Source organism: Psychrobacter sp. NPDC078929 (assembly GCF_050267985.1).
Lineage (GTDB): Bacteria > Pseudomonadota > Gammaproteobacteria > Pseudomonadales > Moraxellaceae > Psychrobacter.
Genome location: NZ_JBNNFX010000010.1, coordinates 99,283 through 116,439 on the forward strand (window position 1 = coordinate 99,283; position 17,157 = coordinate 116,439).

A 17,157-nucleotide genomic window follows, 5' to 3' on the forward strand; every position below is an offset into this window, starting at 1 on the left:
AGTAGAGTCACTCATGAATAATGCCAACTCGAATGTATCAAAGTGGTCGGTTAGTAGCCGTATTTTTCATTGGATTAGTGCAGCCTTACTGTTAGCCACATGGATAATGATACTGCTATATGAGAATTTAGATAGCAATATGTTTATTGGATACCATAAAGCGTTCGGCGTGAGCTTATTATTCTGGATGATTGCTCGAGTCATCAACCGCGTTTTTACTAAGGCGCCACCACCGTTAGCTATGCCAAAATGGCAAATGCTCGTATCTCAGCTGTCACATTTTGCTCTCTATGCCATACTGATTGCTATGCCAATGGTTGGCTTACTGATGGCAGTATATGGCGGTCGACCGGTTGATATTTTCGGTATTTTTCAGATCCCTGTATTCGTGACCCCAGATAGAAGCTTGGCTCGTTTTTACAATAACTTGCATACTGAGATTATCTGGCCAATGATTATTGGTTTTACGGTCTTGCATATAGCAGCCGCGTTATACCATCAGTTTGTCAAAAAAGACAATCTTATTGCTCGTATGAAATAACCTATAATCGATAAACATTAAAAAGCCCCAAGTATCAAACTTGGGGCTTTTTTTATTCATTGTAGAAATACGTACTATTAAAACGCTATTTCTTATGCTCAGGCAAATTGATATTCATCTCTAACACATCTAAGCTGTCTTCAGAACGATGGTTAATATTGACATCATCAATCTGCACACCGTTGACGTATTTGTTCACAACTTCTAAGATTTCACGTTTCATTTTTTCGATACGATCAACCGTTAGTCGATTGTTCAATCTGTTTTCGCTAGCAACGATAACTTTTAAACGCTCAGTTGCTAAATTTGCGCTACCTGCGTTACTGTTGTCGTCAGTACCAAATAGGCTACTCCAAAATCCTTTTTTCTTAGTCATCATTATCCCCCAAACCAGCGCTGTAATAGACTCTTTTTCTTCACGTCAATATGACGTAGTGGACGCTCTTCACCCAAGAAACGGGCGACAATGTCTTCATAACATTGACCAGCCACAGAGTCGGTATAATGGATAACTGGTTCGCCATGGTTGGACGCTTCAAGCACTGAATGGCTCTCAGGAACAACCCCAAGTAGTGGAACTTTTAGGATATCATTTGAGATAGTATCAATATCCATCATCTCATTGGCAGCCGCACGTTCAGGATTATAACGAGTGATAATCAAATGCTCGCGAACAGTCCCTTGGTTCTCTTCTACTTTTTTCGTCTGACTTTGTAGAATACCGATGATTCTATCTGAGTCACGCACTGAAGAGATTTCAGGGTTGGTGACAATAATAGCTTCATCCGCATGATACATCGCTAGCTGTGCACCGCGCTCAATACCAGCAGGCGAGTCACAAATAATATAGTCAAACTGTTTAGAGAGCTCAGCCATTACCTCTGATACCCCTTCGTCTGTCAGTGCGTCTTTATCGCGTGTCTGACTGGCGGGCAGGATATATAAGTTTTCAAGCTGTTTGTCTTTGACAAGTGCTTGCGACAAACGCGCGTTTCCAGTGATGACATCAACGAAGTCATAAACAATTCTGTTTTCGCAACCCATGATTAAGTCTAGATTACGTAGACCTACATCAAAGTCGATAACAACTGTTTTATAGCCACGTAACGCCAAACCAGCGGCAAAAGAAGCACTTGTCGTGGTTTTACCCACACCGCCTTTACCTGAAGTGATTACAACTATCTTCGCCACAATGGCACACTCCTATGAATCAATGGGATATCTTTTATATAAATAGCAAAATTACATGTTATTCACCTAACATATATACACTATCTTCGAAGCTAGCCTAGCATAAATAAACAAAAATTTATAGCAGCTCGATACTAAAGCAGAAAAACAACCTATGTATCGCTCAATTAGCCTCTCTGCGTGGTATTGGTAGGGTCATAGTCATGCTCTTTGGCTTGTCGAATAGAGCAGCTTAACTACCTTAGTTTTCTATAAAGTCACTTCACGGTGTATTATTTTTAATGGCGTCTTAAGCTTCATCCATCACGGTAAATACTAAGCCTTCGCCTTCTACAAATTTTACTTGCACCGACTTGTCGATGACATGCTCAGGCAAGTTGTCTCGTAAGCAATAGGTCCCTGCTACTGATACCAATGACGGATTAAAGACTTGGCAGAATATACGGGCATCTTTATCACCTGTTGCGCCTGCCACCAAACGCCCTTGTGCACGGCCATATACATGCAAGCTATTGTCAGTAATCGCTTCAGCACCGCTATTGATACTACTGGTCAAAATTAAGTCGCCGCCAACGTGATTGAGGCTTTGTCCTGAACGCAGCATTTGATCATAGATTAAGCTAGTAATATGCTGAGTACTTACCAATGTCTCGGTTGGCATATTATATAGTGTCGTTTCAGTAGCAGGTTCGGTTGTGGAAGAAATATCATCGACGTTGTTAGCATTAACTACTTTGGCGTTGTTGTTCTCTGCCGATGGTTGGGTAGGGATGGACGCTTTTTTACTTGGCAATATACGCTCAATACGCTTACCATCTGCTGGGAATATCGCTAAGCGCTGCTCACGTGCTTGCGCATCCAGCACTCCTGTCACCACGCCAATAGGCTGCAATCCCCATGCCCATAACAGCTCTACCAATGCTGACAAATCCTGCTCAACGTCACTATCAATAAGGATAGGGATATTGCTCGATTTATTACTGAGCGTTTCAGTTAGCTGAGCTTCTATAGCTGCTAGATCGCTTGTACTAAACTGTACGCGTGAAAACGTCAGCATTTTGCCATAGAAAGCTAGCGCTGGTGCAGTCTGGTTATCGTTAGCTGAAACTGTCATATACAAACCCTTAAAAATAATTCTGTCACGGTATTATGTCTCTTATTACGTCATGCTATTAGATAGCTAAACTATAGATTTAGCATATCTTGGTGCTTCCATTGCTGCACTTTTACTTGCGCTTCAAACGAAGTCAAACTGTCATCAATGATACTAGAAATTAAGGTATCTAGCGCTGTATTATTGGTATCTATTTGCGCAATACCGCTAGCAATTTCTATCATTAATATATCCAAGCGCTTAGGGTCTAAAAGTCGCTTGTTTAATGCATTTACGACGTTCTCACCGATATTGTGCCCGACGTGATGCAGCTGTGATTCAATCAGGCTGCCCGCGATAGGTATCATGCGTAGATAGCGGCGCAATTCAGGTGTGTTGGCCAATCCTTCCTCAATAGCATTGCCCATTTCGCTCGCCAATATACTGCCCCCACCTGATGAGGCAGTCAGTTCCTGCAGCTTCGGTGCAAGCTCTGTACGCAGCATAGACAATACAGCCGCTTCAATCTCATTTCGATTTTTTGCAATCGTCGACTCGATGAATGATTTATGCGTGTCTGAACTGGTTAGTTCTTGTCGAAAGTTCTGTATCGCTGTCAAAATAACGCGATCAGAGAGCTCTTCTAACAGTAGGTCAATATAGAACTCGATTCGGTTGATCCACGTCTGCGGCAGTACTTGATAGCCAAGCTGATATAGACGTCGTCCAATAACGACCGCTCGCAGCAGTCGCAAAGCACGTAGCTGCGGAAAACAGCCTAATACTTCGTACCAATGAACGAATGGGAAAAAGAACCAGCGATAATAGACTTTTTGTTTAATAGCAATCGCCCAGCGCAACAGCAACTCAACGACCAAAAAGATAGTAAAAAAACCTCCAGCAGTGCGTAGAGGATCATGTAGAGTGCTCTGATACCAATTGAGCGCTTCACTGATGGTTAGCCATTCTGCAGCATTACTACTAAAATTGCTCATCAAAATAGCGTCGATACTGATCAATAGCAGATCAATACTGATTGCAATAATCATAACGATATCGTAAGTGAGCTTAAAGCGACTCGGCTTTGGATGGTTCGGTTTTGGCGGCTCATCACTTATTGGATAAGGAGGCTGACTCAAAACAGATTCGGTAGCTAACGGCGAGCTAGTAGTAGAGGTGGGCACAGTCATACCTTATAAGTAATAAATGGCACAAAGAATGGGTCAGAAATCGATATTTACTACCATTTACTATCAAAGTAGACATCGAAAATCTATGCGTTCATGATTAGTCACATTATCAATGAATAAGGTTAAAAAACAACCCATCTATGATTAAAATTTACTTATGATGCATGGCTGTTTTAACAGTAAACATCATAAGTAAGATATGACTATGGTGACACCTGTACCCGTAACTTTGTTCCTCAATAACTTTTTATCTCGTACTCGATACTTATTACATCAACGTTTGTTACATCGATATTTACTACTTAGTACGCTTGTATCGACTGTGCTTGGTATTTTATAAGGTTTGACGGACAACCATTTAATATGGCTGCTCATGATTGTTAGGCATCTTGCGCTTTAGGATTGGTTTCAAAATCTGCCAACATAGTGCTAATGCGTTCATCTTTTTGACGCCACACCTGTTCAACCCAGTCGAACATTTGAGCTTTTGTATCCTCGTCATTTTCGTAGCCACCTTGCTTGATACTTTCGAACAAGGCATCTGGTATGTCGATGTAGCGCAAGTCAACGCCCAAACGTTTGATATTGCCTTTCCAAAGATCCCCATAGCTTGGCACACCATCAGGGTATACGATTGTCATGTCTAGTATGCCATCGATATCTTCACCTAGTGCGCTAATAGCCAATGACAATCCGCCTGCACGAGGTTTCAATAAGTGCTTATAAGGCGATTTTTGCTGAGCTTGTTTGGCTTTGGTGAAACGAGTACCTTCCAAATAATTTAATAAGGTAAACGGTTTGTCTTTTAGTAGGGCGCAGGCACGTTTGGCTTCTTCGATGTCCTTGCCTTTTAACGCAGGATTTTTGGCGATGGCTTCTTTTGAGTGTCGGCGCATCATTGGAAAGTCTAAAAAGTAAAAAGCTTGACCAACGATAGGAATGTAAATCAGCTCAAACTTGGTAAAAAATCGCGTAAGTGGCAAACGTTTTTCGCCAATATACTGCACGATGCTAGTATCGACCCATGATTGGTGGTTGCTCACTAGCAGGTATTTACCATTGGTATGGATATCGTCCGGTAGGTTGATACGCCAATCTTTGCGAGGCAACATGTTATCGATCAAGGCACTGTTGCTACTGATCCAGTGAGTAGCAATTTTTATGACGGCTTTGTCTGCAATAGAGGCGCCAGTAATGACTTTACCGACGCCCATTAGCCATAAAGGAATACTACCACCGAAGCTATTGGCGGCGATGACACCAGTAGCTGTTGCAAGCGACACAGCTTTGCCCAGTTTAGGCGAACGTTTATGCATTTTTCGAATGGTAGATGTCAATCGCATGCTCAATCCTTTTCAGTCTATCTGATTAATAATAAGCAGTATGTCGCTGAATCTGTCCTAGTCAAGTCAGGAATATTATGAACGTAAAGCTTTAAATCATGACTATTTAAAGCCGACAAATCTAGCGATATAATTTTAGCAGAAACATGTTGTAGTGTACGGTTGTAAACGTGACTAGTGGTAGCAAGGCGCGAAGATTTGACCTATAAAACCATTGAAATATAACCTGCACTTCTCATACATAGGTATGACAAAATATTACACAGAGATAAGTTGTAGTTGCCATAATAATGGGGAATGTAGATAAGTACTTAAAAAAGATTAACGGACAATCTTTATAAAAAGCACGATTTTTTAAACTTAAGAGGAAATATTATGCGTAATACTTTAATGATTGCAGCAGTAGCATCAGGTCTAGCACTTAGTGGTTGTACAACAGATCCAAACACTGGACAACAGCGTCTAAACAAAGCTGCTCTAGGTGGTCTAGTTGGTGCAGCAGGTGGTGCAACTATTTCAAAAGCAACAGGCGGCGACAAAACTGGTCGCGATGCGGCTATCGGCGCAGCATTAGGTGCAGGCGTTGGTTACTACATGGAGCGTCAAGCTCGTCAGCTTGAGCAGCAAATGGCTGGCACAGGCGTAACTGTTGAGCAAAATCCAACCACTGGTAACATTGATTTGGTTATGCCAGGTAGCATCACGTTCTCATTTGATGATGCAACCCTTAGCTCATCATTCAAGCCAACGCTTGATAAGCTTGCTTCAACGATGAACCAGTACAACCAAAACACAATTACTATCGCTGGTCACACTGATAGCAAAGGTTCAGCATCTTATAACATGGGTCTGTCACGTGATCGTGCTTACTCAGTTGCTAACTACTTAACAGCTCGCGGTGTTGCTTCAAACCGTGTAAACGTTGTTGCTTACGGCGAGTCACGTCCGATCGCAGACAACAATACTGAATATGGCCGTGGTCAAAACCGCCGTGTTGAGCTAACAGTTAACGCACCACAGAGCGTAAACTAATCAATAGCTATATAGCTATATAGCTATTGAGTATGTGCTAGATATTTGAGCACATATATTTCAAAAAGAGTCAGCGATATGCTGGCTCTTTTTTTGTATTTTCAGTTTGAATAAAACAGTGATGATTGATAGATATAGTTAATATTAAATTAAATATTGATAATGATTATCAATAACACTATAATTTGTCAGTGTTTGCTATTGATGCAATATTAAACGTCTTATCTTGCGCACTGAGAGTCAATGTGCATGGCTAAGATGGCCTGCTGTAACATGGCTTGATTATCAAAATAATTGAGGCTACTTAACCAAAACGAATTTTTTGCTATATTTATTGAGGATATGTATGACGATTACCACAGTAACGAGCCGTAAGCTTTTACCAACTACTTTAGCTGTTGCACTTGCAGGATTGTTAATGGTGTCGGGCTGTACAAAGCAAGCCGATGAAGACACCAATGCTGTGACAGAGACGCAAACAGAAGTAGCAAACACAGAGACAGCTGATAATACAGAGATGACTGCTGCCGAAAAAGCACATATTGATAGATTGATTATCAGTTATGCAAATATGGCACACGCCGCTTATAAAGATTCGTTGGACACGGCCAAAGCGCTACAAACTGCGGTAGAAACATACGTGGCCACTCCAACACAAGAAAATCTTGATGCTGCAAAAGCTGCCTATAAAGCAGCACGTCAACCATATTCACAAACTGAGATTTTCCGTTTTGACGAAGGCTTTGTGACTGCCAATGACAAACGTGCTATCAACAGCATCGATAGCTGGGAAGGGCAGATCAATGCTTGGCCACTTGATGAAGCGCTGATTGATTATGTTGGTGATGACTATGAAGGCGAATATAACAGCCAAGAGAACATCATCAATAGCGACAGCATTACTGTCGGTAGTATCAAGCAAGATACCAGTACGATTACACCTGAGCTACTTGCAGAAATGAATGAAATCGGTGGTAGTGAAGCCAACGTAACGACTGGCTATCATGCGATTGAATTTATGCTGTGGGGTCAAGACAACAATGGCGTAAAAGAAGGTGCAGGTAATCGCCCAGTCACTGACTATGCGACTGAAGCTGGACAGTGTACTAGTGGTGAGACCGCCAATGAAGATGCCAGTATCTGTGAGCGCCGTGGTGAATTCTTAACTGCTGCAACTCAACTATTGGTTGATGATTTGACCGCGATGGAAGCTCAGTGGCAGCCTGATACTGAAAATACCTTACGTAGTGATTTGATAGCGCGCAAATATGACAATGGTCTGCGCCAAATTATGTATCAAATGGGTAGCCTAGCATTAGGTGAGCTTGCTTCTGAGCGTATGCAGGTCGCTTTTGTTACTGGCTCTACTGAAGATGAGCACGAATGCTTTAGTGACTTGACTCATTTAAGCTATGCCAATAATGCGCGCGGTATCCAAAACGTCTTTAATGGTAGCTATACAACAGTCGCTGGTAAGACAGTGGGCGGCTACGGTATCAAAGATTATCTAACGGATAACGGCCACACAGAAGCTGCTGATAAATTGGCTGCTGAGTTCAACAAAGTAGAAGGCGCGTTTAACGTTATCGTTGAAAAAGGCGAAAAAGACGGCATCAAGATTGACCAGATGATTGCAACTGTCGGTCAAGCCAGCCAAGAAGGTATCTCTGCTGAAGAACAAAACGTCCGTCGTGGATGGGTTGAAGCGGGTATCACTAGCTTACAAGAGCTGACCGCCAGTATCGAAAATGCTGCAAAAGCAGTTGGAATCGATAATCTAGACGCAGATGCAGGGTCACAATTTTAAGCAAAAATTTAAGCTAGCGGCTCTTATTTAAAAGCCTTTCATTGGCTTTGCGACGTTTTATTAGTCGTTATAGGTCAGTAACCGCTGTTTATTAGATACTTAGATTAGATATAATACGTGCGTTGTCAGCCACCGTTGGCAACGCATTTTTACGAGCATTAAATAAGCCAATTGGCCGGTGTACCATTTCATTATATGTCGATAAGCAATGATTGTGACGACATATAATGAGATGGTATGACAAAATTTTAATGGTTCTACTCTAGCGCTAAGGCACTGAATTTCTATGAACGCCAATTATGTTAACCCTTCTGATTCTCCTCTTGCTACTCAAATCCTACGACATATACCTTCTAAGCTTGCGCTAATTATCGCCAGTGCAATGGCTATCAGTGCGTGTCAACCATCTGATAGCGTTTCTGATGATACTTCTAGTGATGCTTCAGAGCAGACCTCAAGTAATGACAGCGGCAGTGAGAAAAACCAATCGCTGTCGTCCGAACACGCTAAAAATATAGAAACACTGGCGGGCGTGCCGATGCAGCAACTGGTGAGCTTTGACCCTCAAGAGATCAAGCAGGGCGGTGACTCTGGTATTAGCATTAGCAGTGCTGAGAGCTACTCGAAGCCCTCATCAAACCTAGCTGCTTCTCGTAAAGGATCATTCTTTATTGGTAACGCGTTTTTCAAGCAGCCGTGGGTCGTCGCACCTGCTAGTACTGATAGTCGTGATGGACTGGGCGCATTATTCAATGTGGCCGCTTGCCAGTCTTGTCATGTCAAAGATGGGCGAGGTCATGCGCCGATGACTGCCGATGACGATGCTGATAGTTTATTGATTCGTCTGTCTATGCCAGCGACGACCGATGAGCAGCGCCAGCAGCTACAGGATTCGCTGATTGAAAAGGTGGCTCATCCTATGTATGGTGGCCAGCTACAAGATCGTGGTATTCAGGGCGTGCCTGCTGAAGCGAGAATTGCGGTGCAATGGACAGACACACCAGTTACCTTTGCTGACGGATATGTCGAGACACTACGTGCGCCAACGTTTAATTTGACCAAACCTGGTTACGGTGCTTTTGACGATGACATGATGGTATCGCCGCGTGTGGCGCTACCGATGATTGGGCTTGGGCTACTAGAGCAAATACCTGACGATGACATTAAAAAGCAAGCCAGCGACAGTAGTAATGGTGATATCAGTGGTAAATTTAACTGGGTGACGGATCCACAAACGGGCAAGCGTGCGCTTGGACGATTTGGGTGGAAAGCGGGTCAAACCAAACTTATTACTCAGAACCAAAGTGCCTTTAACGAAGACATGGGTCTGACGTCGAACATCCGTCCTAACGAATCCTGTATGCCAACGCAGACCGCTTGCCTAAATGCAGCGACAGGTGCTGATGAGCAGGGCAATGGTAAATCACCTGTTGAAGTAAATGATGAGGTTGCTAAATTTGTAGAGTTTTATACTCGCAATCTAGCAGTGCCGCATCGCCGTAATGCAGATGATAAGCTTGTGCTAGCGGGCAAAAAGCGTTTTTATGACATGGGTTGTCAAAGCTGCCATACGCCAAGATATCAGTTGCCAAAAACCGACGATGATCATCTTGAGCAGCATGGACAAGTGATTTATCCTTACACAGATTTGCTATTGCACGATATGGGCGATGATCTCGCTGATCGTACGATTGCCGGTAAGCTACCACCGAAAACAGCACAGGTTGAATTTCTGGCCAATTCTTATGAGTGGCGTACGCCAGCACTTTGGGGCGTGGGGCTTGCGCAGACAGTTGATCCTCAAGCGACGTTTTTGCATGATGGCCGTGCCCGTACGTTGATGGAAGCTGTTTTATGGCATGGCGGAGAAGCCGAAAAGCAAAAGCAACAAGTATTGAAATTAGATAAACAAGGTCGCGCAGAGCTTAATGCGTTCCTAAAGTCGCTATAATAAAATCATTGTAATAAAGTCACTGTAATAAAGTCATTATAAAAACGCTATAAATTACTACCTATAACATTACCGAGAAACCTATGAAAATAAACCACGCTTTGGCAATGGCGCTATCTGCATTAAGTGCTGGACTGTTGATCAGTTGTGTCAAACCTGCCGATGACAACAAAACTGCAGATGTAGACAGCCAAAAAGTTGTGCAAGACAGTGTAGCTACTGACAGCTCAGTAGAAAACAGCAAAGAAAGTACTGAGCAAATCGTTGCAGTAGATATCAGCCCTGAGACTGCAAAAACGTATTTGACGCATGTGGCAGACGATATCGTGATTCCTGCGTATGCTGATGCAGCCAAGCAAAGCGATCTGTTGAACGAATTGGCGCAGAAACATTGTATCCAAGCTCCAGTAAGTGGCGACGAGCTACAAGCATTACGTGCGCAGTGGCTAGCATTGGCAAAAGCATGGTCAAGTGCTGAGATGGTCAACTTTGGTCCTGCGACTGCTAGCATGAGCAATCTATATATAAACTACTATCCTGACGAGCGCGGACTCGTACATAGTGGCGTGGCTGATTTGATTGCTGCCAATCCAAAACTAACGCCAGAGCAGCTTGCTGGCGAGAGTGCTATCGTACAGGGTGTGCCAGGGTTGGAAGAAGCTTTGTTTGCCAATGAAAGTCTAGACGCTGGTCAGTGTGCTTATGTGATTAGTGCCAGTAGTGCGTTGAGCACGCGTCTAAAAGACATCGAGAAAAACTGGCAGCAAAACGCGACTGATTTATTGGCGATAGACAAAACAGCAGAAAGCGATAGAGGCTTAAATCAATGGATTAACTCTCTACTGTCGTTGATTGAGACCATGAAATCTAACGCTATTGATCAGCCACTCGGTCTGACAGGTAAAGCAAAGGGTCATTTGCCTGCTGCTACTGCTGGTCAGAGCCGCGCTATCATCAATGCTAAGTTAGATACGATTAATAAAGCAATGACTGACCCAGTACTGACCGCTATTCTTGGTAGCAATGACGAAAATAAAGTTTCAGATAATCTCTCGACTGCATTGGCTGATACGACTGCATTATTAGCACAAATGCCAGAAGATTTATCAGAGGCTAGTAAGGACGACCAACAAGCGTTATACGATCATTTGACTGATGTCACTCGTCTGATTAAGCGCCAGTTAATCCCAGCACTTGGTATTCGCGTGGGCTTCAATAGCACTGATGGCGATTAGACAATGTCTACTATCGAAGCGAGTACAGCAGTGTCAGCAGCCCAGACTCATGACCAGTTAAATAGGTCTAATCGGTCTGGGACAACTTCGTCAGCTCATGAGCTTTTGACGACTTCAGTGCTGACAGCAGTGGGTACGGCAGCATTGGTTGGTATTCACCATTGTTATCGTAAGCAGCAGCATCCAGATGCCAGTCTACAAGATTATGTAGATGGTATTTGTACACAGTTGCAGGCATTACATGCGGCACCTGTTTCAACGCCGAAGCTTTCGCGCTTGCGCTATGCTTGTGAGCAAGCAGCGGCAACATGGAAGCAGGCTTATCATGCTGTAGGTGATGGTAAAAGTAACACGCCTGACTTTGCTGTCATGCATACGACAACGATGCTGGCACGACCAGTCAGTTGGGTCAGTGGCGTCGCATCCATGCCAAAGGATCAGGCCACATCAAGCCAAAATGAGCATGACTTTGGTGTGGTAGGTATTGATGCTGACAGACAAATCGTTTGGCAGACGACTATGCCCGAGCGTGTCCATGACATCGTTGTTCAACCTCTGCCTATCAATGTATCTGAAGCTCAAACTCAGCATAGTAACATCAATCAAAGGCGTGATGTCGTCGTCATGGGTCGCCGTCCAAGCGAAAGATTCTGGGTGCTTAATACATCAAATGGGCAAGTACAGCATGCGATTACAGCTGATGTAAACCGTCACTTTTACGGTCATGCTTGCTACAGTTTAGATGGCAGCTTGTTCTATGTAACCGAGAACGACACAGTGAGTCTGGCAGGTAAAATTGGTATCTATGATGCCCATGATGCTTATAAAAAAGTAGCAGAGTTTGATTCATATGGTATCGGGCCGCATGAGCTGATTATGCATCCTGATAGCGAAACGCTCGTCATTGCAAACGGTGGTATCAAAACCGAGCAGGCCTCACGCGAAGAGCTAAATCTAGATACCATGCGACCCTCACTGGTTTATCTGAATCGTCACGATGGCACACTGCTTGAGCAAGTGACTCCAGAGCATAATCAGATGAGTGTGCGCCACTTAGCCATGCACGATGACGGCACAGTGATGATCGGTATTCAGTTCCAAGGTGAAAAACATATCAATGTACCGTTAGTGCTGACTCATAAACGTGGTGACGGCAGCTTTACTCCATTGACTATGCCAAACAATCAATGGCAACGTTTTCACCAATATATCGCTAGCGTGGCGGTGGATAGTGAGCGTAACTTACTGTGTGTGACCACGCCGATTGGTGGCTGTGCGGCGATTTATGATTTGCATACTCGCAAGCTGATTGATGATGTAAGTCTGCCAGATTGTGCAGGGGCTTCAGTGTTAGCTAACTCTAGTGTTTCAATGAGTAAAATTGATAAATATGCCGAGCCGACAGGATTTATCGTCAGTGATGGTCAAGGGCAGTTAACTGCGTTAAGAGTAAATACTTTACCAGAAGTAAAATTGGACGTAGACGACGTTGAACCTCATGAGTGGATTATCAAAGACAGCCAACTGCATATGATGTCGTTTGACAACCACTTACAAGCGTTGTAGTAAATGGCGCTAAGCAAGAGCGACAGACGAACAGGCATGGCGATTAGTAACGAGTATTGTTAGAACAGTAGTAATAGTCAGCCAAGGAGATAGAGCATTAGCTTAGATACCAGTTTAGATACGGTCAGACAGCAGCTTGCACAGGCAGGCATCGAGCTACATATCAGTAAAAAGCGTGTTAAAAATATCAATTTTTGCTTAAAGCCTCATACGTTGATGGTCTCTGCACCGATGCATGTCAGCGCATCACAAATGTTGCATGCTGTGGCTAAGCGGGTGCCTTGGGCGATTGCAAATCATCCGCAGGTATTAGAACAATATAGACGTAGACAGAATACGTCGTCAAACTTTTCAACTGCTAATAACTCAGTTTTATTATGGGGTACAGAGCAATCATTTACACTCAGTCCTGATAAAAAAGTTACCTATTATCGGCAACAACTCTCCGAAGTCGCACCTGCACTATTTGAAAAGTGGCAGCCAATCGTTGGCGCTTACGCCAATGAAATACGGTTAAAAAAAATGCACACACGTTGGGGCAGCTGCAACACGCGCGCAAAACGAATTTGGCTATCGGTTTATCTTCCTGCCTATCCTATCGAATGCACCGAATACGTAATCGTTCATGAGCTGTGCCACTTGCATCATGCCAATCATAGCCGAGCGTTTTGGCAAGCGGTTGCAACAGCGATGCCAGATTATTTGCAATGGCATAATATCCTAGCGGGCAAGACAGGGCAGCTGGACTAAACCTATCATCTAACTATCTAAATAGTCCTCATAAATAGCTTGATATCATCTATGTAACTTTCATTATGCTGAGCAACAAGTCCTATTTTTATCATCATTTTTAAAATAAGGACACACCTGCATAAGCCTGATATGATAAGGAATAACGATACAAATTGTGTTGTTTAAACAATAGATTTATATACAGGGATGTCATATGGAACACGTCAACCAAGCGGAGTTTTGGCAGCAGCGTTATGAGAAGAACAGCATCGGTTGGGATATGGGACAGGTATCACCACCGCTCAAAGCTTATATTGACCAGTTACCTGAGAGCGCGAAAAATCAAGCGATACTAGTGCCAGGTGCAGGTAATGCTTACGAAGTAGGCTATTTATATGAGCAAGGTTTTACCAATGTCACGTTGGTTGACTTTGCCCCTGCACCGATTGAGACGTTTGCAGAGCGCTATCCTGATTTTCCCTCTGAACATCTGATCTGTGCGGATTTTTTTAGCTTATCAGCTGAGCAATATCAATTCGATTGGATACTTGAGCAGACGTTTTTTTGTGCGATTAATCCGTCGCGACGTGATGAATACGTGCAGCAGATGGCAAAGCTATTAAAGCCACAAGGTAAACTGATTGGGTTGTTATTCGACACGGATTTTGGACGGGAAGAGCCACCATTCGGCGGCAGCAATGAAGAGTACCAACAGCGTTTTCAAAGTCATTTTGATATCGATATTATGGAGCCCAGCTATAATTCACATCTAGCGCGGCAGGGTAGTGAGCTGTTTATAAAGCTGCGAGCAAAGTAAGCTCGCGCTTAATATTATTACGAGCTTGCGTTTCTAACTGATTATAGTAATGGTCAGTCAGATAAAGTTTGGGATGTGCTAGTAATCCTTGTAACACTGCAGTGCGCCCATCACGGTAATTGTCATCGGCGACGTGTGCATATTCTTGACGTATCGCCTTTGCATACTGCTCATATGCAGACCAAGGCGCACCCAAAATACTCAAATCCATATCTAACAGATATGCCGCATCGTTATATTTGTCATTGTCTACCAACGTATCTAGCTGATGATTAGCGGTCATCATAATGAGAGCGTGAATGTGTTGGCATTGCTCTGTGCTTAGATAAGGGCTCAAAGCATCTGTCGCAAATTCTGTACTTTTTAGCTCGTTGTCGGAGCGTGTTGGGTCGTAAATCACATCATGATAGTACAGTGCCAATGCAGTGATATGCGGCTCAGACAGAATGTGATTAATATTCTCAAGCTGTACCAATAACTGCTCAATGTGATTGAGTGTATGGTAAGCACGTTGTGGTTCACCATAGCGCGTCACGATATCTTGCCAAAGCCTATCTATTTGCTTTGGCGAGATATCACTGGTCATAGTTGACAAATGCTGTGCAAAGCACTTGCCAAGCTCATCATGCTTATTTGAGACAGTTTTCATATGTCATTTTTTCACTATGCACATGGTAAAAATGGTTTGGTTATTCTTTGTTAGCCACTGCATCTTTAAATGCTTTATTAAACACCTCACCGAGCAAGCTAACATCATCGACACGCGCATAGTTCAGACGGGTGACAAAGGCAATATGGCGATGCGGCCCATCTTCAGCCAATGGTATGGCGACGGCATTTTGGTTTTGCAGGTGTAGCTGATCGAGCGCCATTTCAGGTACTAGCGTCGTGCCCATATTGGCAAGCGCCATTTGAATCAAAGTATTTAGACTGGCATCTGAGAAGCTTGATTTCATTTGTGCACGGTCAAAATGACAGACAGACAGGGTCTGGTCGGTTAGGCAGTGTCCTTCACCAAGTAGCATGAGGTTGGCAGTTGCCAGTTCGTCAGCATTGATGGTCTCAAGCTTGGCATGTATGTCATCTTTTGGGAACACGGCAAAGAAGTCTTCACTCCAAAACTCAAAACTGTGTAGCCCATCTACCGCATAAGGTAGCGCAATAATAGCGGTGTCGATATGACCGTAGCGTACCTGTTCAAGCAAACGCTCTGTCTGTTGTTCGACGATGGTCATACGGAACTCTGGATATTGTGCACGCAGCGCAGGCAGTACTTTTGGCAGCAAATAAGGCGCAATCGTCGGAATGATACCGACAGTCATGGGATAGGCAAGCGGCGTCTGATGGCTATGAGCACGCGTGGTCAAATCGCTGACCTCAGAAAACACTCGCTGCGCCCGTGTGAGGATGTCTTGACCGATAGGGGTAATCAATACCTGTTTATTGTTGCGCTCAAAAATCTGAGTATCTAGCTGTTTTTCTAATTCTGCGATACCCAAACTCAGTGCAGATTGCGAGATATTGCAATCTTCAGCAGCACGTTTAAAATGACGATGTTTGGCGACGGCTAGGGCAAACTCAAGTTGTCGTAAAGTAATCATAAAACCTCTCTTTTAGTGGGTTTTTAATGCAATTTATTATGTTTGGTCAACCTTTATAAGGTAGCAAATTACCAATTAAGCACTAATGATAAAATGTAGAGATAATAGTTTAACAAGTTTAATAAAACAAAACATCACATTAAAAACTTTTAACTGGATTAACCGTAGAATTCGCGTATAGTTTGTCAGGTAGCCCAGAGAGCTAGAGGGCTAATTGAAAAAACCATATAAATAATTTCCAATTTACTTAACTATAGAGGAGCCAACCATGGCGTCTATCATCAATCAAGAAATCCCAGAATTTTCAGCAGATGCATACGTAAACGGTGAGTTCAAAACCATCACTTCAGAAGACGTAAAAGGCAACTGGGCGATTTTCCTATTTTACCCAGCTGATTTCACGTTCGTTTGCCCAACTGAGCTAGAAGACATGGCCGCTCATTATGACGAGCTAAAAGGTCTTGGTGTTGAAGTATACTCAGTATCTACTGACACGCATTTCACGCACAAAGCATGGCATGATTCTTCAGAAGCTATCGGTAAAGTACAATACCCAATGATCGGCGATCCTACTGGTAAAATCACTCGTGGCTTCAACGTCATGATTGAAGAAGCAGGTTTGGCTGAGCGCGGTACATTCTTAGTAGATCCTGATGGCTTGATCCAAGTCGCTGAAATCCATGCTGGCGGTATCGGCCGTAGCGCGAAAGATATGCTACGTAAAGTGAAAGCAGCACAGTATGTTCGCGAAAACGATGGCGAAGTTTGCCCAGCAGCATGGGAACAAGGCGGCGACACATTGAAGCCAAGTCTTGACCTAGTTGGTAAAATCTAAGTAGACATTTCATACTTAGATAAAAGTAGTGCTGTATCTTAAACATCTAATTTAAGTCAGTGCTACAAATAAAGACCCCATTAACATAAGTTGATGGGGTCTTTTTACGTCTTAAGCATAGATATTGTTAGGGCGTGTCTTCAATTCATCTTACAATGAACGATAGTACACGCCAGATAAAGCATTGACTTAAAATTACGCGCTAACTTCTCATAGCGAGTGG

General features: G+C 43.4%; 16 protein-coding genes and 1 pseudogene. 9 read left to right on the forward strand and 8 right to left on the reverse strand.

Going from position 1 to position 17,157, the window contains the following annotated elements:
- The first annotated feature begins 13 nt into the window (after positions 1 to 13).
- Positions 14 to 541, forward strand: coding sequence for a cytochrome b (locus ACQKCG_RS07585; protein WP_101206018.1), 528 nt, complete (start codon positions 14 to 16; stop codon positions 539 to 541).
- Between the two features lie 85 nt (positions 542 to 626).
- Here the strand turns inward: ACQKCG_RS07585 and minE are convergent, their stop codons facing one another.
- The 5 genes from minE to ACQKCG_RS07610 all read right to left on the reverse strand — a co-directional run bounded on the left by minE (position 627) and on the right by ACQKCG_RS07610 (position 5,358).
- Positions 627 to 917 carry a cell division topological specificity factor MinE gene (gene minE / locus ACQKCG_RS07590; RefSeq protein WP_057762631.1) on the reverse strand — a complete coding sequence of 97 codons (291 nt, stop codon included), beginning with the start codon at positions 915 to 917 and terminating at the stop codon, positions 627 to 629.
- 2 nt (positions 918 to 919) lie between these two features.
- The gene (minD, locus tag ACQKCG_RS07595; protein ID WP_057761560.1) at positions 920 to 1,732 is read right to left on the reverse strand and encodes a septum site-determining protein MinD; all 813 of its coding nucleotides are present in this window, start codon (positions 1,730 to 1,732) and stop codon (positions 920 to 922) included.
- A gap of 289 nt (positions 1,733 to 2,021) precedes the next feature.
- Entirely contained in the window at positions 2,022 to 2,846 is an 825-nt protein-coding gene (minC, locus tag ACQKCG_RS07600) for a septum site-determining protein MinC (protein WP_101206017.1), read from the reverse strand.
- Positions 2,847 to 2,917: 71 nt separating this feature from the next.
- Complete coding sequence (locus tag ACQKCG_RS07605; protein ID WP_220455975.1) at positions 2,918 to 4,015, reverse strand: hypothetical protein; 1,098 nt, start codon at positions 4,013 to 4,015, stop codon at positions 2,918 to 2,920.
- A gap of 380 nt (positions 4,016 to 4,395) precedes the next feature.
- On the reverse strand, positions 4,396 to 5,358 hold the full coding sequence (locus tag ACQKCG_RS07610; RefSeq protein ID WP_101206015.1) for an acyltransferase: 963 nt from the start codon (positions 5,356 to 5,358) through the stop codon (positions 4,396 to 4,398).
- Positions 5,359 to 5,733: 375 nt separating this feature from the next.
- Between ACQKCG_RS07610 and ACQKCG_RS07615 the strand changes: the two genes are divergently transcribed.
- The 7 genes from ACQKCG_RS07615 (at position 5,734) to ACQKCG_RS07645 (ending at position 14,498) form a co-directional block, all read left to right on the forward strand.
- Positions 5,734 to 6,390, forward strand: coding sequence for an OmpA family protein (locus ACQKCG_RS07615; RefSeq protein WP_057761553.1), 657 nt, complete (start codon positions 5,734 to 5,736; stop codon positions 6,388 to 6,390).
- 346 nt (positions 6,391 to 6,736) lie between these two features.
- Complete coding sequence (locus tag ACQKCG_RS07620) at positions 6,737 to 8,197, forward strand: imelysin family protein (RefSeq protein WP_101206014.1); 1,461 nt, start codon at positions 6,737 to 6,739, stop codon at positions 8,195 to 8,197.
- A gap of 286 nt (positions 8,198 to 8,483) precedes the next feature.
- The gene (locus tag ACQKCG_RS07625; protein WP_227522965.1) at positions 8,484 to 10,148 is read left to right on the forward strand and encodes a di-heme oxidoredictase family protein; all 1,665 of its coding nucleotides are present in this window, start codon (positions 8,484 to 8,486) and stop codon (positions 10,146 to 10,148) included.
- Between the two features lie 83 nt (positions 10,149 to 10,231).
- The gene (locus ACQKCG_RS07630; RefSeq protein WP_101206013.1) at positions 10,232 to 11,383 is read left to right on the forward strand and encodes an imelysin family protein; all 1,152 of its coding nucleotides are present in this window, start codon (positions 10,232 to 10,234) and stop codon (positions 11,381 to 11,383) included.
- Positions 11,384 to 11,386: 3 nt separating this feature from the next.
- Complete coding sequence (locus tag ACQKCG_RS07635; protein ID WP_101206012.1) at positions 11,387 to 12,949, forward strand: DUF1513 domain-containing protein; 1,563 nt, start codon at positions 11,387 to 11,389, stop codon at positions 12,947 to 12,949.
- Between the two features lie 216 nt (positions 12,950 to 13,165).
- Positions 13,166 to 13,699: a M48 family metallopeptidase gene (locus ACQKCG_RS07640; RefSeq protein WP_101206011.1), complete on the forward strand. Its 534-nt coding sequence runs from the start codon at positions 13,166 to 13,168 to the stop codon at positions 13,697 to 13,699.
- Between the two features lie 196 nt (positions 13,700 to 13,895).
- Positions 13,896 to 14,498, forward strand: a complete 603-nt coding sequence (locus ACQKCG_RS07645; RefSeq protein ID WP_101206010.1) for a methyltransferase domain-containing protein — start codon at positions 13,896 to 13,898, stop codon at positions 14,496 to 14,498.
- Here the strand turns inward: ACQKCG_RS07645 and ACQKCG_RS07650 are convergent.
- Both ACQKCG_RS07650 and ACQKCG_RS07655 read right to left on the reverse strand, forming a co-directional pair.
- Positions 14,476 to 15,147, reverse strand: a complete 672-nt coding sequence (locus ACQKCG_RS07650) for an HD domain-containing protein (protein ID WP_101206009.1) — start codon at positions 15,145 to 15,147, stop codon at positions 14,476 to 14,478. The genes ACQKCG_RS07645 and ACQKCG_RS07650 overlap by 23 nt on opposite strands.
- A gap of 40 nt (positions 15,148 to 15,187) precedes the next feature.
- The gene (locus ACQKCG_RS07655) at positions 15,188 to 16,099 is read right to left on the reverse strand and encodes a hydrogen peroxide-inducible genes activator (RefSeq protein WP_101206008.1); all 912 of its coding nucleotides are present in this window, start codon (positions 16,097 to 16,099) and stop codon (positions 15,188 to 15,190) included.
- A gap of 268 nt (positions 16,100 to 16,367) precedes the next feature.
- Here ACQKCG_RS07655 and ahpC point away from each other — a divergent pair, with 268 nt between their 5' ends.
- A complete protein-coding gene (gene ahpC / locus ACQKCG_RS07660) occupies positions 16,368 to 16,934 on the forward strand; it encodes an alkyl hydroperoxide reductase subunit C (protein WP_057761534.1) in 567 nt (188 codons plus the stop codon).
- 140 nt (positions 16,935 to 17,074) lie between these two features.
- On the opposite strand, the pseudogene ACQKCG_RS07665 reads toward ahpC, so the two are convergent.
- Positions 17,075 to 17,157, reverse strand: a pseudogene (locus ACQKCG_RS07665) (IS5/IS1182 family transposase); the annotation flags it as partial.

What these genes read in the sequence shown, in the direction of transcription:
- ACQKCG_RS07585 (WP_101206018.1), top strand. Translation starts at nt 14, where the DNA reads ATGAATAATGCCAACTCGAATGTATCAAAGTGGTCGGTTAGTAGCCGT.
- minE (WP_057762631.1), bottom strand. Translation starts at nt 917, where the DNA reads ATGACTAAGAAAAAAGGATTTTGGAGTAGCCTATTTGGTACTGACGAC.
- minC (WP_101206017.1), bottom strand. Translation starts at nt 2,846, where the DNA reads ATGACAGTTTCAGCTAACGATAACCAGACTGCACCAGCGCTAGCTTTC.
- ACQKCG_RS07605 (WP_220455975.1), bottom strand. Translation starts at nt 4,015, where the DNA reads ATGACTGTGCCCACCTCTACTACTAGCTCGCCGTTAGCTACCGAATCT.
- ACQKCG_RS07610 (WP_101206015.1), bottom strand. Translation starts at nt 5,358, where the DNA reads ATGCGATTGACATCTACCATTCGAAAAATGCATAAACGTTCGCCTAAA.
- ACQKCG_RS07615 (WP_057761553.1), top strand. Translation starts at nt 5,734, where the DNA reads ATGCGTAATACTTTAATGATTGCAGCAGTAGCATCAGGTCTAGCACTT.
- ACQKCG_RS07620 (WP_101206014.1), top strand. Translation starts at nt 6,737, where the DNA reads ATGACGATTACCACAGTAACGAGCCGTAAGCTTTTACCAACTACTTTA.
- ACQKCG_RS07625 (WP_227522965.1), top strand. Translation starts at nt 8,484, where the DNA reads ATGAACGCCAATTATGTTAACCCTTCTGATTCTCCTCTTGCTACTCAA.
- ACQKCG_RS07630 (WP_101206013.1), top strand. Translation starts at nt 10,232, where the DNA reads ATGAAAATAAACCACGCTTTGGCAATGGCGCTATCTGCATTAAGTGCT.
- ACQKCG_RS07635 (WP_101206012.1), top strand. Translation starts at nt 11,387, where the DNA reads ATGTCTACTATCGAAGCGAGTACAGCAGTGTCAGCAGCCCAGACTCAT.
- ACQKCG_RS07640 (WP_101206011.1), top strand. Translation starts at nt 13,166, where the DNA reads ATGGTCTCTGCACCGATGCATGTCAGCGCATCACAAATGTTGCATGCT.
- ACQKCG_RS07645 (WP_101206010.1), top strand. Translation starts at nt 13,896, where the DNA reads ATGGAACACGTCAACCAAGCGGAGTTTTGGCAGCAGCGTTATGAGAAG.
- ACQKCG_RS07650 (WP_101206009.1), bottom strand. Translation starts at nt 15,147, where the DNA reads ATGAAAACTGTCTCAAATAAGCATGATGAGCTTGGCAAGTGCTTTGCA.
- ACQKCG_RS07655 (WP_101206008.1), bottom strand. Translation starts at nt 16,099, where the DNA reads ATGATTACTTTACGACAACTTGAGTTTGCCCTAGCCGTCGCCAAACAT.
- ahpC (WP_057761534.1), top strand. Translation starts at nt 16,368, where the DNA reads ATGGCGTCTATCATCAATCAAGAAATCCCAGAATTTTCAGCAGATGCA.